We start from the raw sequence: 14790 nt of genomic DNA, 5'->3' as shown, positions 1-14790 counted from the left end.
GCACGACGGCGGCCATCCACCGGACAGGTCGGTCAGGTGCAGCAGATCGGGTAGTCGGTGAAGCTGGCGTCCGCCGGCGTCGTGCTCCGGTCCTCGAGCCGCTGGGTGAGCCCCGGCGCCTGCCCCACCGGAGAATCGACACCTGCGAGCAGTTCACCAACAGCGTTGGAGAGATCTTCCATAACGGCCTCCAATCACGTTGTCGTCACGCCCCGGGATCGGGGTTGACACGATCGTAGGTTCCGCCAGGAGGCATTGATCAACATTGGCGACAAGGTGCCAAATACGGGTTGACGGCGAGCGCAAGCACCGTTTGCCACTCAAGCGCGGGTCTCGGCGAGGTCGAGGGTCAGGAGTGGCCGCGAAGGCGTCGGGCCAACGACGTGGCCGGGCTCGCGGAAACCCGTCGGCGCGCCGCCGGGAGCCGGCCGGCGATGGCGTCGTCGAGCAGTGCGCCGACCGTTTCCTGCGCGCACGTCCTGTTGGCGCCGATGCCGCCCGAGGGGCCGCGTTTGATCCATCCGACGACGTAGGTGCCCGGCTGGCCGTCCACGCGGCCGCCGGTGTGCGGGATGGTGCCGCTGCCCTGGTCGAAAGGCAGCCCGGGCAGCTCGGTTCCCCGGTAGCCGATCGCGCGCACGACCAGGCCGGAGCTGATCTCCACGTCGTCGTTCCGCCCCGAGACGCGGAGCCCGCGAACCTGTTCGTCGCCCAGGAACTCCCGCGGCGCGGAATGGAAGCGGAACACGATGCGGCGCTGTCCCCGCGGCGGCGGAGCGGACCAGTCGACGGCCTCCCGGGTGGCACCCCGCAGCAAGCTCGCCTTGCTGCCCGCGGGTGCGCCGTCGATGGCCTCCGCGATACGCGGATCGTGGGTGTCCACGACGAGTTCGATGTCTTCGCCCTGGGTGAGGGCGAGCAGTTCCGGCATCGTGCAGGCGGATTCCCGCGGACCGCAGCGTGCCAGGAGCACGACCTCGCGCACCTCGCTCGAACGCAGCCGCGCCAACGCGGCGCGGGAGATCGTCGTGCTCTCCAGCGCGTCCGGCTCCGCGGTGAGGATTCTGGCGATGTCGAGGGCGACGTTGCCGTTGCCGACCACGACCGCTCTGCCTGCCGAGAGGCCGACCGCGTCGGCGGAGACGTCCGGGTGCCCGTTGTACCAGGCCACGAGGGTGGTGGCGGCGATGCTGCCGGGCAGATCCTCCCCCGGAACGCCGAGCCGTCGCGCGGAGGAGGCGCCGACCGCGTAGATCACGGCATCGTGCCGCGCGGCCAGCTCGCCGGCGGTGACGTCCTTGCCGACCTCGACGCCCAGTCGCATCCGCAGCCGGGGGTGGGTGTGGAAACGGGTGAAGGTCTCGCCGATCTTCTTGGTCGACGGGTGGTCGGGCGCCACGCCGTACCGCACGAGCCCGCCCGCGACGGGCAGCCGGTCGATCAGAGTGACCCGCGCGTTGGTGTGCAGCAGCAGGTCCTCCACGGCGTACATGCCCGCCGGGCCGGTGCCGACGACCGCGACGTCCAGCTGTGGGAAGTCGCCGGGAATGGTGCGGGTGAAGCGCGGCGGCCCCCAGCTGTGGAAGTTCGGGGCCACGTCCGCCGCCTTCGGCGAGGGAGTCCTCGCCGCGTAGTAGGCCGCGTTGACCTCGGCGTAGGGCTTGAGCGGCCCGGTCAGGTCCTCCACCGGGAAGATCGCCTCGACCGGGCAGGCGTCCGCGCAGGCACCGCAGTCGATGCAGGTGGCCGGATCGATGTGGAGCATCTCGGCGGCGCCGAAGTCCGGCTCGTCGGGCGTGGGGTGGATGCAGTTGACGGGGCAGACCTTCACGCAGGACGCGTCGTTGCAGCAGGTCTGGGTGATCGCGTACGCCATCGGCTCAGATGAGGTTCGCGCGCTTGTAGAACCACAGCGACGCCCTGGTCAGCAGGCCCGCCGAGCCGAGGAACTCCATCAGTCCCGAGCAGCTGGATCGCAGCATCGACTTGTGGTGCTCGTTGTGCCTGGCCTCGCGGATGGCGCGCTCGGGCTCGAGACCGGCGTTCTCGTACACCTTCCTGCTCACCATGCTGGTCACGATGAAGTACGAAGCGCCCGCGACCACGACGGCGTTGATCTGCCGCCGCAGCCAGCTCGCCCCCTCCAGCCTGGCCCTGGTCTCCTCGCGGGCGAACTTCATGTGCCGCGACTCCTCGACGACGTGGATGTTGTTCACGGTCCGCACGAACGGGACGACCCGTTCGTCGCGCATCCAGTCCCGCTGCATGACGTCGAGGACCTCCTCGGCGACCAGGATCGCGGCGTAGGCGGCCTCCCCGAATGCGACGGTCTTGAACACCCGGCCGAGCTCGACCACCAGCCGCCTCGGCCGGTACGCGGGCGCCCGCAGCTTCTCGGCGCCCCTGGCGAACATGATGGAGTGCCTGCACTCGTCGGCGATCTCGGTCAGCGCCCACTGGAACGCGGGATCGGTCGGGTCCTTGGCGTAGAAGTCCCGGAGCACCATCTGCTGCAGGATCATCTCGAACCAGATGCCGGTGCTGGCCACCGATGCGGCTTCCTGCCGGGTCAGCTCGCGCTGCTGCTCCGGCGTCATCTCGTCCCAGTACGCCGTCCCGAACAGCGTGCTCCACTCGGGACTCGCGCCGTGGTACGAGGTGTCCAGCGGGGTCTCCCAGTCCACTTCCCGGACCGGGTCGTAGGACAGCATCTCCGATGAGCGCAGCAGCCGGTCCGCGACCTCCTGGCGGTCGGGCTGCGACGGGGCGGCGTGGTCCCGGGCGGTGCTGCTCGTCATGGGTACTCCTCCGAGGACGGCGGCTGGTCTCGTCGAGCGGTGACTGCTCGGAGCGACCGCACCAGCATCGATGACATTCACAACTGTGTCAATGGTCATTGTCACCAAGCTGGCGACCCGTTCACCAGGAGCCGCACCGGTTCCGCGGTTGGTGAGCGCCGTCAACCGCCGGCGCGGTGGAGATTGCCGACGTCGGCGGCGGTCCACGCGAGCGCAACTGCCCCGTCGAGGACGGCACGGTCGGCTGCCGGCGTGGCACAGGCGGCGGCGAACTCGGGCTGGTGGTTGACGGCGGGCAGGCAGTCCAGGCCGAGCATCGGGTGGATCGACGGGACGCGGTGCGACACGTTGCCCATGTCCGTGGCCGCTCCGACGAGCGGCCCCTCGCCCGGCTCGGGGAACCGGCGTCCCAACGCGGTGGCGTTGGCCTGGTAGAGCGCCACCATGTCGCGGTCGTGCACGAGGTCGGCGTAGTCCGGACAGCTGGGCCGGATCTCCAGCTCGCACCCGGACCCCACCGCCCCGGCCTCGAAGCAGGCGAGCACCCGGCCCTTGAGCGCGCTCAGGTGCTCGGACGAGTCCGAACGCACGATCCAGTTTCCGGTGCTGCAGTCCGGGATCACGTTCGCCGCGAGACCTCCGCCGGTGACGACGCCGTGGATCCGCTCGACCTCGCGGGTCTGCTGGCGCAGCAGGCCGATCGCCACCTGCGCGATCGTCATCGCGTCGGCGGCGTTGACTCCAAGTTCCGGATGCGCGCCCGCGTGGGCCGGCCGGCCCCGGTACTCGACGTCGAAGACCGACACCGCCGACCCGCGCAACGCCGCCGCCTCCTGCGCGGCCGGGTGCACCATCATGGCGGCGTGAGCCCCGTCGAAGGCTCCCCGTTCGAGCATCAGGACCTTCCCGCCACCACCCTCTTCGGCGGGCGTGCCCAGCACGGTGACGGTGAGTCCCAGGTCGTCGGCCACGCGGGCGAGACCGAGCCCCGCGCCGACGGCCGCGGCGGCGATGATGTTGTGCCCGCAGGCGTGCCCCATCCCCGGGAGCGCGTCGTACTCGGCGCACACCACGACGTGACACGGCCCGGTCCCGGCGATGGCGCGCACCGCGGTGGGCAGGCCGTAGCAACCGTGCTCGACGTCGAAGCCGCCGCCGGCCAGCGCTTCGGCGACCCAGCGGCTGGCCCGCACCTCCTCGAAGGCCAGCTCCGGGTTTGCGTGGATGCGACGTGACAGGCCGACCAGCTCCGCTTCCGCGGCCCGGACCCGTGAGGCGATGTCGCGCTTGACGGTGTCGGGAGCCGTCGGCGGGATGGCGGTCATGCGAGGCGGTCCGCCATCAGCTCACCGGCCATGATCGCGGTCAGGTTGGTGTTGGCGCGCGGCACGGACGGGAAGACCGAGGCGTCGACGACGCGCAGCCCGCCGACGCCGAGGACCCGGCATCCCGGGTCGACCACGGTGGCCGGGTCGTCCGGGTCTCCCATGCGGCAGGTGCTGGTCGCGTGCTGCGCGTCGGACGCGGTGGCGAGCAGGTGGTCGTCGAGCTCGGCGTCGTCGTCGAGCACGGACAGCAGCGCCGTGTTGACCCGCTCGAACGAACCGTCCGAGATGGCAGAGACGGCATCGCCCCGGGCCATGTCGACCAGCGCCCGGATGCCCGCGCGCAGCCGGGCGCGGTCGCGTTCGTCGGAGAGCATGGCCAAGCGGACTTCGGGCTGAACGCGCGGGTCGGCCGAGGTCAGGGTGACCGATCCGCGCGACCACGCCTGGTTGACCCACACCCCGAACGCGCCGGCGCCGAAGCGCAGGTCGGCGCTTTCCATCGACAGCACGTCCTGGTTGAGCGACACGAACATCATGTCGTGCGGCTGGGCATCGGGGTGGTCACTGGTGTAGCGGACGCAGACGTTGGTGTGGCGGTCGTCGGGCGTGCGGATGGCCGACGCCTCGCTGAGCGGGATCGCCACACCCACCAGGGGATGGTCCTGCAGGCCATGCCCGACCGGCAGGTCCGCGACGACGTCGATGCCCAGTGGTCGCAGGTGCCGGGCCGGGCCGATTCCCGAGCGCATCAGCACGGCAGGCGAGTGCACGGCCCCCGCGCTGAGCACGACGAGGTCCGCTCGTTCCTCGACCGGGACCCCACCGGCGAGGTAGCGCACGCCCGTCGCCCGGCCGCCGCTGGTCACGACCCGATCGACGAGGGCGCCACCGCGGATGGTCAGCGCCCCGGCCTCTCGCGCGGACTCGAGGTAGCCGTCGTTGACCGTGACCCTGCGACCGCCACGGGAGTTGACCGGATACGGGGAGACCCCGCGCGCACCCGGCGCGTTGACGTCCTCGGCCCAGCCGTGGCCTGCCGAAAGCGCCGCGGAGCACAGCGCGGTGTCGACGGAACCCCAGTCCTCCCGCGGAATCCGGTGGATCGGGGTCGGCCCGCCCCTGCCGTGGTAGGAGGCGTCGCCGAACTCCTCGTCGTCCTCGGAGCGGCAGAAGTAGGGCAGCACGTCCTCCGGGGACCAACCCGCGCAGCCCCACCGCGCCCAGTCCTCGAAGTCCTCCACCGGCGGCCTGATCGCGATCTGCCCGTTGATCGAGGAACTGCCGCCGGTGCCGCGGCCCCGCCAGTACAGGGCGGCCTCCTGCTTGTCGGTCCTGGTCGCGAGCAGGTCGGTCCACACCAGCTCCCGGGCCGCCTCCGGGTCGGTCAGCGCGCGGACGGGGTTCGGCGAGCGCCACACCTCCGGCATCCGGGCCGAGCGGTAGTCCGGGCCCGCCTCGAGCAGCAGAACCCGCCTGCCCGCCGCGGCCAGCCGGCTCGCCAGCGGCGCACCTGAGGACCCGGCACCGACCACGATCACGTCCCAGCCGTTCTTCGTCATGCAGGACCTCCGGAGGATTCACCGGCGACATCCGAGGAGTGGGCCACCGCTGTCCGGGTACTATGAGCCCGCCAGCAACTCTCAGTCAACGGTGAATTCTCACTTTGAAGTGAAACCAGGAGCTCGCGTGTCCGACACCAGCTCTCGTCCCAGCGGCAACGAACTGCTGCTCGACGACTTCGCCAACGTCATCGGGCCGACGATGGGCTGGCCCCCGATGGCGGGCCGGATCGCGGGCGTGCTGCTGCTCAGCGAGGAGCCCATGACCGTCCAGCAGTTGCAGGACGAGCTCGGGGCCAGCGCCGGGTCCGTGTCGGAGACGACCCGCCTGCTGATCACCAACGGCGTGGTCCGGCGGTTCAAGCCGCCCGGAACACGGCACTACGTCTACGAATGGCGCCCGGACGCGTGGTCGGCGTGCCTCGGCCACCAGCTCCGGCAGACGGAGCAACTCCGCGACCTGGCCCATCGCGCCCAGCAGGAGGCGCGGACGCTCCCGTCCCTCCAACGGCGCCGACTGCGCGAGATGGCCGCCTACTACGACTTCATGGTCGCGCGGCTGAACTCGTTGCTCGAGGAATACGGCGCGCTCACCTGAGCGCACAAGCCGCTCGAGCGCGGGTACTTCCGTGCATGGGCGGACGCGTCATAAGGCACGCCTGCGATCAACTGATCGTCCCGGAATGCCACCGACCCTGGAGCCGGGCGGAGTCCGGTCATCGGCCGCCGGTGAACTGGTCGTCGGGAACGAAGATCCGGCCGGCGTCGGCGAAAACCAAACCGACGCCATCAGGAAGCCAGTCGACGCGCATGTTCTGCGCATCCCATCCGTCGGGGACCTCCACGACGTGCCCGTACGGGGTGTCGCTGTTCACCGCCCGGCCCAGCCACACCTCGTAGCCCTGGACGTCGCCGAGGTGGTTGTCGATCCGGGCGAGCACGACCCCGTGCCCCGATTCGCCCGCGTAGACCAGACCAGCAGGAGCCGCGTGGGCCTGCAGCCGCACCAGAACACGCGCGTCGTCAAGCCACCACCAGCCGATGGCCAGGACGATGCCGAGCACCGCGCCGACGAGTACGAAGACGACGTTCATGGGAAGGCCGGAGGCGCGACGCTCGTTCATGCCGAGATTGTGCAGCGCCGCGCCACGGCGGTGTACGTTGCCCTGCGATGCGGTGCCTTCCGCCGCGCGGCAGATCACTCTTCCAGGATCAGGCCCTTCGCTTCGAGTTTGGCCGCAAGGCCGCTGACCTCGATGACGCTCCTGCCCGAGCGGTAGGCCGCGATGTAGCCCGCCTCGGCCTCCTCCCTTTCCCGGGACTTGCGGATCGCCTCGGCGAGGTCTTCTCGCCGGACCACCACGATTCCGTCCGCGTCACCGCGAACCACGTCGCCGGGCCGGACGATCTCGCCACCGATCAGCACCGGTTCGTTCAGCGGGCCGACCGTCTCCTTGACGGTGCCCTTGATCGACACGCTGTAGGAGAACACCGGGAACCCGAGCCTGCGCAACTCCTGCGTATCGCGGACACCGGTGTCGGTGACCAACCCGGCGATCCCCTTCGCCTGGCAGGCATTGGCCAGCACGTCGCCGAAAGACCCCGCCTCGGCGTACTCCCCTGCCGACACCACGATGACGTCGCCGGGGCGCGCGTGGGCGATCGCGACCTGGAGCATGATGTTGTCGCGCGGCGCGCAGGACACCGTGAACGCCGGTCCGCAGCAGGACATGTTCCGGTCGACCGGTTTGATGGTCGAGCTCAGCGCGCCTAGCCTGCCTTGCGCCTCGTGGATCGTGGCCGACGAGTACTCGCCCAGCTGAGCCACCAGTTCGGGATTCGGGCGGTCGATCTTGGTGGTGACGCGCATTTCTGGCGCTCCTCTTCTGGTCTGCTCTCGGCGTGGTCAGGACAGCTCGGCGCAAGCCCGGCCGATGCGTGCTGCCGCCTCGGCGAGCACGGCGCTCGACGTGGCGAAGGAGATGCGGAAGTAGCCCGGTGACCCGTAAGCCGCACCGTGGATCACGGCGACCTGCTGCGTTTCCAGCAGATACCGCGAGAAATCCTCGTCCGTGCCGATCACGCCACCCTGCGGAGTGCGTTTGCCGAGCAGCCCGGTGCAGTTGACGAACAGGTAGAAGCCCCCTCGGGGGGTGGTGCAGGAGATCCCCGGGATGCCGCCGAGCGCATGCAGCACCTCGTCCCGGCGGCTCCGGTAGGTTGCGACCATCTCGCCGACGAAGTCCTGCTTCCCGCCGAGCGCGGCGACCGCGGCCGCCTGGCTCACCGAGGACGGGCACGACGAGATCTGCGACTGGAGCTTGTTGATCGCCGCCACCAGGTCCGCGGCGCCCGCGCCGTAGCCGATCCGCCAGCCGGTCATCGCGTAGGTCTTCGAGACGCCGTTGGTCACCAGCACCCGGTCCCGCAGCCGCGGCTCCACGCCGACGAGGGTGGGCGCCTGGCCCGCTCCGTACCAGATCTCGTCGTAGATCTCGTCGGTCAGCACCCGGACGTGCGGGTGGGCCAGCAGGACGTCGGCCAGTGACCGGAGTTCCGCGGTGTCGTACGCGGCGCCGGTGGGGTTGCCCGGCGCGTTGAGGACCACCCAGCGCGTCCTCTCGGTGATCGCGTCCGCCAACTGCCGCGCGGTGAGCTTGAACCCGTTCGACTCGGCGCACTCCACGATCGACGGAGTGCCGTCGTTGGCGAGCACCATGTCCGGGTAGGAAACCCAGTACGGGGCAGGGATGACGACTTCGTCACCGCTGTCCACAGTGGCCATCAGAGCCAGGAAGATGACCTGCTTGGCCCCACCTCCGACCGTGATCTGCTCGTCGGGGTAGTGCGTGCCGTGGCGCTGGGCGAGCTTGGCCGAGATCGCCGCGCGGAGCTCGGGCGTGCCGTTGACCGGTGTGTACTTGGTGTCCCCGCGCCGGATCGCCTCGATCGCGGCGAGCTTCACGTGCTCGGGGGTGTCGAAGTCGGGCTCGCCCACCGTGAGGTCCAGGATCTCGTGCCCCTGGGCCTTGAGTTCGCGCACCCGTTGCGCGGCGGCGGTGCTCGGTGAGGGTTTGATCCGCCGCACCCGCCGGGCTGTCGGTGTTCCGCTCATCGTTCGTCGTCTCCTCGCGCTCAGTCGGCGCGCCGCTCGAAGCTGAGTCCGCCTGGCACCTGGAAGGTCGGCAGGATTTCCACGTGCCCGATGTTCACGTGCCGCGGCGAGTCGATCGCGAAGTCGATCGCGTCGGCGATGTCCTCCGGCTTGAGCGACTCGTAACCGTCGTAGAACCGCCGCCGCGCCTCCTCCATGTCCCCCAGCAGACGGCCGAAGATCTCGGTTTCCACGCGCCCCGGGCAGATTTCGGTGACGCGGACCCGGCGGCCGTACCCGTCGACGCGGAGCTGGCGCGACAGCGTGTGCACGGCCGACTTCGTCGCGTGGTAGATGGTGTTGCCGCCGAAGTTGTAGACCGCGGCGATCGAGGAGATGTTGACGATGTGCCCGAGGTCGCGTTCGATCATGCCGGGCATGACCAGGCGCACCAGGTGCAGCACGGCCTGGATGTTGACCGCGATCTGCTCGTCGACGGCGAACTCGTCGGCGTCGAGGATGTTGCCCGACCGGGACACGCCGGCGTTGTTGACCAGGACGTCGATCTCCAGCCCCGCCAGCACCCTGGTCAGCTCGGCGGTGTCGGTGATGTCGACCGCGTGCGGCGTGCAGCCGGTGCGCCGGGCCAGTTCGCCGAGCCGCTCGGCGTTGCGGGCCACGGCGTGCACCTGCAGCCCCTGCTTCGCCAGCCGCTCGACGACCACCGCGCCGATCCCGGTCGAGGCACCGGTGACCAGGGCGGTCCTGTAGTCGGAAAAGGGCATGTCGGATAGCTCCTCACGAGTTGGTGGTCGAAGTGCCGGTCGGACTAGGCGTCCTGGAGCGGGAGGTGTGCCCGGTCGGACACCATGGAAACCGCGATGAGAGTGCCGATGGCGGTGATCACCGCGTAGAAAGCGGGCATGTAGGTGTTCCCGGTCTGTCCGATGAGGAATGTCATCAGCAGCGGGGCGGTGCCGCCGAAGATGGCGGAAGAGACGTTGTAGCCCAGGCCGTAGGCGGAGTAGCGGACGCGGGTGGGAAACAGCTCCACCAGGAGGATGTGGATGACGCCGGTGTGCCCGGCGAACACGACGGCCATGACGCAGGCACCCAGGGCCGCGAGTCCCACGTCGCCGGAGCTGATCAGCGCGTAGCAGGGAACTCCCGCGATCGCCATGGCCACCGCCGCGCCCCCGATGACCTTCTTGCGGCCGATGCGGTCCGAAAGCGCACCCATGAAGGGGATCGCGACGGAGATCGCCACCAGGCTGGCCGCGGTGACGAGCAGACCCTGGACGGTGCTGAACTCCAGCTCCTTGGTCATGAACGTCGGCATGTAGGCGAACAGCACGTAGTAGCCGGAGCCGTTCATCAACGGGATGAACAGCGCCAACCACATCGCCCGGCGGTGCTCCGCGGAGGTGAACGCCTCCTTGAGCGGGTTCCTCGACAGCTCCCCCTCTTCCTTCAGGCGGGTGAAGTTGGGGGTGTCGGTGATGCGCCTGCGGATGTAGATGCCGGTGATGCCCAGCGGGATGGCCAGCAGGAACGGGATCCGCCAGCCGAACGACTCCATGCGCTCCGGCCCGAGACCGCTGGTCATGGCCGCGGCGATCAGCGTTCCGGTCAGCAGCGAGAGGAACGAGGCGATCTGGGCGTAGCTGGTGTAGAGGCCGCGTTTGCCCTCCGGCGCGTGCTCGGCGAGGAACGTCATCGCCCCGGCCGCCTCACCGCCGACCGAGAAGCCCTGCAACACCCGCATCAGGATGAGCAGGCACGGGGCCGCGATCCCGATGGCGGCGTAGGTCGGCAGCAGGCCGATGACCGCCGTGGCGACGCTGATCAGCATGATGACGAAGACGAGCATCCGCTGCCTGCCGATGCGGTCCCCGAGGTGGCCGCAGATGATGCCGCCGAGCGGGCGGAAGAAGAACGAGATCGCATACCCCACGAAGACCAGCAGCACCGCGTTCTGCGAGTCCGGGAAGAACACCAGGGCCAGCGTTCCCGCCATGAAGCCGAAGATGCCGTTGTCGTAGAGCTCGGCGAAGATCCCGATGCAGCCGGCGAGGGTGATCCGCCGCGCGGTTCGGGAGTCGACCTTGTTGGGTACGGCCTTCGGGGCCACGGCAGTCATGGTGTCTCCCTTGCTGGTGCGTGCGGGGTGAGCGTTGGGATCCGGAGCGCGTCGAACACGTTCGACACGCGTTTTCGCAGAGCGCGCAGGGCGTCGCGCCGGGCCCGGCAGGCGGCCACGGCCTCGCCGATGCCGCGTCTGCGGAACCGGACGCGCTGGCCGGGCCGGACCTGGCCGAGAGCGCAGAGACCGGTCGCGGTGACCACGGCGAGCACCGGGTAGCCGGCCGTGACACCGCGACCGCGGTGCAGCACCAGCAGTTCCTCGCCCGCGGGCACTTCGACGGCTCCGACCGGGACGCCGCGCGAGAGCACCTCGCCGCGGGCCACCCGCTGCGGCACCTCGCCGCGCATGCGCAGACCGATGTGGTTGCTCTGCGGGCTCACGGTGTACTCGGCGCTGAACAGCCTCGCCGCCGAAGCACCGAACTCCGCGATGTCCGGGCCTTCGGTGACGTCGATGGTCCAAGATTCCCCGAACAACGGGACCGGTGCACCGAGCTGGAAGACCGGGTGGCGCAGGACCGGGTGGTCGATCGGCGCGAGGCAGCCGCTGATCGCGAGCTCGTCGTCGTCGCGCAGCGAGCGGCCGAACCCGAGGATCGTGTCGGGTGCGCAGCTCCCCAGCAGCGACGGCGCCTCCAGCGAGCCGCGCAGCGCGAGGTAGACCCGCGCGCCGAGCCGGATGCCCGCGACGCGCACGGTCTGGCCGGGACCGACCGCGACCGGCTCCCACTGCGGTCGCCGGAACCCGTCGACGGTGACATCGGCGGGTGCCCCGGTGACGGCGATGAGCACATCCGTGCCGGGGGTGCAGCTGAAGTCCAGCATCGTGATCTCGACCAACGGCGCGCCCTCGTCGTTGCCCACCAGCACGTTCGCGACGCGTGCCGAGTACTGGTCGAGAGCGCCGTTGACCGGCAGCCCGTGCCTGGAGCGCCCGAACCGGCCGAGATCCTGCACCGTCGAGATGCCCGCCTGGTGGATCACGAGGTTGTCAGCCATCGACGGCCGCCAACGGTGCACCGGCGTGCTCGTCCCACTGCTCCGGGCGGATCGGGACGAAGCGGAAGCGGTCTCCCGGCCGGTACGGGGTGAGGCGCTCGGAGCCGAGGTCGAGCACCCGCAGCGGAGTCCGCCCCAGCAGCGGCCACCCTCCGGGAGAGCGCAGCGGGCAGATCACCGCTTGCTTGCCGGCCACCGCCACCGAGCCCGGTGGGACGCTCGTCCTGGGCGAAGCCAGCCGTGCGACCGGCGCGGGGAACGGCGGGCCGTCCATCATAGGTGCGCCGACAGGCGCGCCGAGGCACCGGACGGTCAGGGCGGTGCCGGAGTGCAGCTCGATCACCTTCTGCTCGGTCAGCCCGAGTTGCGCGGCGACCTCCGGCAGGTCGGGCCCGTGCTCGCCGCCGTAGACCACGGGAACGACGAACAGCTTCGACGCCCGCTCGACCGGGCCCTCGGCCAGCCGGGCGAGGGCGTCCGCCAGTCCCCGTCGGACGGCCTGGTGGTCGGTGTCGGTGCAGTCGAACTCCACGAGCAGGGAGTCGTAGGTGGGCACCAGCCCGTGCACGCCCGCCAGGCGCGCCTCCTCGAGCACATCGGCCAGGTTGTGCACGACCTGCCAGCGCAGGTTCGCATCGCCGTGCACCGCCTTGACCACCACGGCCGAATCGCCGCAGTCGCTGATCGTCACGCGGTGTCCCACGTCAGGCTCCCCTCCTGGCGCGCAGCACCTCGGGCAGCGGTGCGGTCACCACACCCGCCGACAGCAGTTCCGCGCGCACCTTGCGCGCCACTGCCACCGCGCCGGGGGTGTCGCCGTGCAGCAGCACCGTGTCGCACTCCACCGGGATGGCATTCCCGCCGACGCTGTGCACGACGCCCTCGGTCACCATCCGCACCGTGCGCTCGGCGATCTCGGCCTCGTCGTGGATCACCGCACCGGGACGCGTCCGGGGCACCAGGGTGCCGTCGTCGGAGTAGGCCCGGTCGGCGATCCCGACGATGGCGACCCGCAGGCCGCGGGCCCGTGCGGCCTCCGCGAGCGCACCGTCCTGCGCCAGCACGATCAACGACGGGTCGAGGGCGGCGACGGCGTCGGCCACCGCACCGGCGTAGTCGGGCCGCGTGGCCACCAGGTTGCCCAGCCGGCCGTGCGGCGCGACGTGGTTGACCCGGGTGCCGTGCGCGGCGGCGAACGCCTGGAGCGCGCCGACCTGGTAGAGCACGTCGGTGCGGACCTCGTCGGGCGCCAGCTCCATCGCGCGCCTGCCGAAACCGACGAGGTCGGGGAAGCTGGGGTGCGCCCCCGCGGAGATACCGCGCTCGACGCACGAGCGGATCGTGGAATCCATGGTGCGGGGGTCGCCCGCGTGGAAGCCGCAGGCGATGTTCGCCGAGGTCAGAACCTCCAGCAGCGCCTCGTCGTCACCCATGGTGTAGGCGCCGAACCCCTCTCCGAGGTCGGCGACGAGATCGACCATGTGCGTCATTTCGTCCTCCGGGGGAACGAATTCCCAATCGCATTCTTCGTTCGCGGCGAGCGCCTGCTGAATTCGGCCGCCGGCAAATCAACTCGCGGCAACAATTCTTCGCCGAGATTGCCGGGAACTCCGCCTCGCCGAACGGTTCGCTTCGCGTTTCAGTGAACGTAATCCGACTCCTCGGGACCGACAAATACGGGTTGCGCGTGACGTGATCGGTGTTGCTTATGACGGCGGTCGCCGCTGGCCAGGCGGCCGCCGCGACCACCCGCGCGAGCAGCGTATCCACAGCTCAGAGCGCCGAACACCCCGCACGTATGATGTGCTGCACTCCAGTGAGAAGGGCTGCGGATGGACACCAGGCGCCTGTATTCGTTCATCAAGATCGTCGATGCCGGGAGCATCACCCGCGCCGCCGACATCCTGCGCATCGCCCAACCCGCGCTGAGCCAGCAGGTTTCGGCGCTGGAAACCCAGTTCAAGCAGAAACTGCTGATCCGCAGCAAGCGCGGGGTGGCCCCGACCGAGGCGGGCCGCGCGCTCTACCGCCACGCCCAGCTCATCCTGCGCCAGGTCGACCAGGCCCACGCCGCGGTCTCGGTGTCCGGGAACGCTCCGGCGGGCAGCGTGTCGGTGGGCCTCGCCCCCTACAGCACCGGCGCGGCACTCGCCCTGCCGCTGCTGCGGGCCGCGCGGGAGCGCTACCCGAACATCCTGCTGCACATCAACGAGAACTTCGGCGGGGTCATCAGCGAGGCGATCATGACCGGGCGGATGGACATGGCGTTCATCTACGGCGCGGGTCCCATCCGAGGCGTCCGGTTCGAGCCGATGCGCACCGAGGATCTGTTCCTCATCGCCACCCCCTCCATCGCCCCGGCCGCGACGGCCGGCGAGGTGGCCGTGGCCGAGCTGCGCGACGTCGGCCTGCTGCTGCCCAGCCGCATCCACACCATCCGCCAGGTCGTCGACGCCGCGTTCCACAAGGCCGGCCTCGAACCGGCCGTCGTCGGGGAGATCGAGTCCGTGCTGACGCTGGTCAGCGCCGTCCGCGCCGGTGTCGGCGCGACCGTGCTGCCGTGGTCGGCGGCCAGCGCGATCATCGACGTGCAGAACCTCGCGGTGCGGCGGATCGTCGACCCCGAGATCGAGGTCGAGCTCTCCCTGTGCACCTCCGACCACCAACCGCTGTCCGAACCCGCCCTGGCGGTGCACGACCTGTTCCACGAACTGATCGAGGAGTTCGACCGCCCCGGCGACGAGTGAACGGGCAACCATGCCCGGCACCGATAGCGTCACGCAAAACCGGTATTTGTCGCTCCCCCTCCGCGCTGCCTAGTTTCCTTCACACGCGTTCCACTGCCGTGGATCACGCCCATGCGCACC

The 14790-nt window shown here is 70.2% G+C and carries 15 protein-coding genes; 2 read left to right on the top strand and 13 right to left on the bottom strand.

Annotation, left to right across the window (positions count from 1 at the left end):
* Positions 1-32 precede the first annotated feature (32 nt).
* The 5 genes from HUO13_RS17095 to HUO13_RS17075 all read right to left on the bottom strand — a co-directional run bounded on the left by HUO13_RS17095 (position 33) and on the right by HUO13_RS17075 (position 5685).
* A complete protein-coding gene (locus tag HUO13_RS17095) occupies positions 33-182 on the bottom strand; it encodes a hypothetical protein (protein WP_211902304.1) in 150 nt (49 codons plus the stop codon).
* Between the two features lie 167 nt (positions 183-349).
* Positions 350-1876 carry an FAD-dependent oxidoreductase gene (locus tag HUO13_RS17090; protein ID WP_211902303.1) on the bottom strand — a complete coding sequence of 509 codons (1527 nt, stop codon included), beginning with the start codon at positions 1874-1876 and terminating at the stop codon, positions 350-352.
* Between the two features lie 4 nt (positions 1877-1880).
* On the bottom strand, positions 1881-2798 hold the full coding sequence (locus HUO13_RS17085) for an AurF N-oxygenase family protein (protein WP_211902302.1): 918 nt from the start codon (positions 2796-2798) through the stop codon (positions 1881-1883).
* 161 nt (positions 2799-2959) lie between these two features.
* On the bottom strand, positions 2960-4123 hold the full coding sequence (locus tag HUO13_RS17080) for an amidohydrolase (RefSeq protein ID WP_211902301.1): 1164 nt from the start codon (positions 4121-4123) through the stop codon (positions 2960-2962).
* A complete protein-coding gene (locus tag HUO13_RS17075) occupies positions 4120-5685 on the bottom strand; it encodes a GMC family oxidoreductase (RefSeq protein ID WP_211902300.1) in 1566 nt (521 codons plus the stop codon). Before HUO13_RS17075 ends, HUO13_RS17080 begins: the two co-directional genes overlap by 4 nt.
* A gap of 127 nt (positions 5686-5812) precedes the next feature.
* On the opposite strand from HUO13_RS17075, the gene HUO13_RS17070 reads away from it, so the two are divergent.
* Entirely contained in the window at positions 5813-6283 is a 471-nt protein-coding gene (locus HUO13_RS17070; RefSeq protein WP_211902299.1) for a GbsR/MarR family transcriptional regulator, read from the top strand.
* Positions 6284-6401: 118 nt separating this feature from the next.
* Here the strand turns inward: HUO13_RS17070 and HUO13_RS17065 are convergent, their stop codons facing one another.
* The 8 genes from HUO13_RS17065 to HUO13_RS17030 form a co-directional block, all read right to left on the bottom strand.
* On the bottom strand, positions 6402-6809 hold the full coding sequence (locus HUO13_RS17065) for a hypothetical protein (protein ID WP_249124942.1): 408 nt from the start codon (positions 6807-6809) through the stop codon (positions 6402-6404).
* A 74-nt stretch (positions 6810-6883) separates the two neighbouring features.
* On the bottom strand, positions 6884-7555 hold the full coding sequence (locus HUO13_RS37500) for a 4-carboxy-4-hydroxy-2-oxoadipate aldolase/oxaloacetate decarboxylase (RefSeq protein WP_249124941.1): 672 nt from the start codon (positions 7553-7555) through the stop codon (positions 6884-6886).
* 36 nt (positions 7556-7591) lie between these two features.
* Positions 7592-8800, bottom strand: coding sequence for an aspartate transaminase (locus HUO13_RS17055; RefSeq protein WP_211902298.1), 1209 nt, complete (start codon positions 8798-8800; stop codon positions 7592-7594).
* A 20-nt stretch (positions 8801-8820) separates the two neighbouring features.
* Positions 8821-9564, bottom strand: coding sequence for an SDR family oxidoreductase (locus HUO13_RS17050; RefSeq protein ID WP_211902297.1), 744 nt, complete (start codon positions 9562-9564; stop codon positions 8821-8823).
* A 44-nt stretch (positions 9565-9608) separates the two neighbouring features.
* Positions 9609-10919 carry an MFS transporter gene (locus HUO13_RS17045; RefSeq protein WP_211902296.1) on the bottom strand — a complete coding sequence of 437 codons (1311 nt, stop codon included), beginning with the start codon at positions 10917-10919 and terminating at the stop codon, positions 9609-9611.
* Positions 10916-11923: a biotin-dependent carboxyltransferase family protein gene (locus tag HUO13_RS17040; protein ID WP_211902295.1), complete on the bottom strand. Its 1008-nt coding sequence runs from the start codon at positions 11921-11923 to the stop codon at positions 10916-10918. The genes HUO13_RS17045 and HUO13_RS17040 overlap by 4 nt, the downstream gene beginning before the upstream one ends.
* On the bottom strand, positions 11916-12626 hold the full coding sequence (locus tag HUO13_RS17035; RefSeq protein WP_211902294.1) for a 5-oxoprolinase subunit B family protein: 711 nt from the start codon (positions 12624-12626) through the stop codon (positions 11916-11918). Before HUO13_RS17035 ends, HUO13_RS17040 begins: the two co-directional genes overlap by 8 nt.
* A gap of 1 nt (position 12627) precedes the next feature.
* Positions 12628-13413 carry a LamB/YcsF family protein gene (locus HUO13_RS17030; protein WP_211902293.1) on the bottom strand — a complete coding sequence of 262 codons (786 nt, stop codon included), beginning with the start codon at positions 13411-13413 and terminating at the stop codon, positions 12628-12630.
* Between the two features lie 342 nt (positions 13414-13755).
* On the opposite strand from HUO13_RS17030, the gene nac reads away from it, so the two are divergent.
* Complete coding sequence (nac, locus tag HUO13_RS17025; protein ID WP_211902292.1) at positions 13756-14670, top strand: nitrogen assimilation transcriptional regulator NAC; 915 nt, start codon at positions 13756-13758, stop codon at positions 14668-14670.
* The last annotated feature ends 120 nt before the right edge of the window (positions 14671-14790 follow it).

Origin of the sequence: Saccharopolyspora erythraea (genome assembly GCF_018141105.1) — a bacterium.
GTDB classification, from domain to species: Bacteria; Actinomycetota; Actinomycetes; order Mycobacteriales; family Pseudonocardiaceae; genus Saccharopolyspora_D; species Saccharopolyspora_D erythraea_A.
The sequence above is the reverse complement of the archived record's forward strand: the minus strand, read 5'-3'. Positions and strand labels throughout refer to the sequence as shown.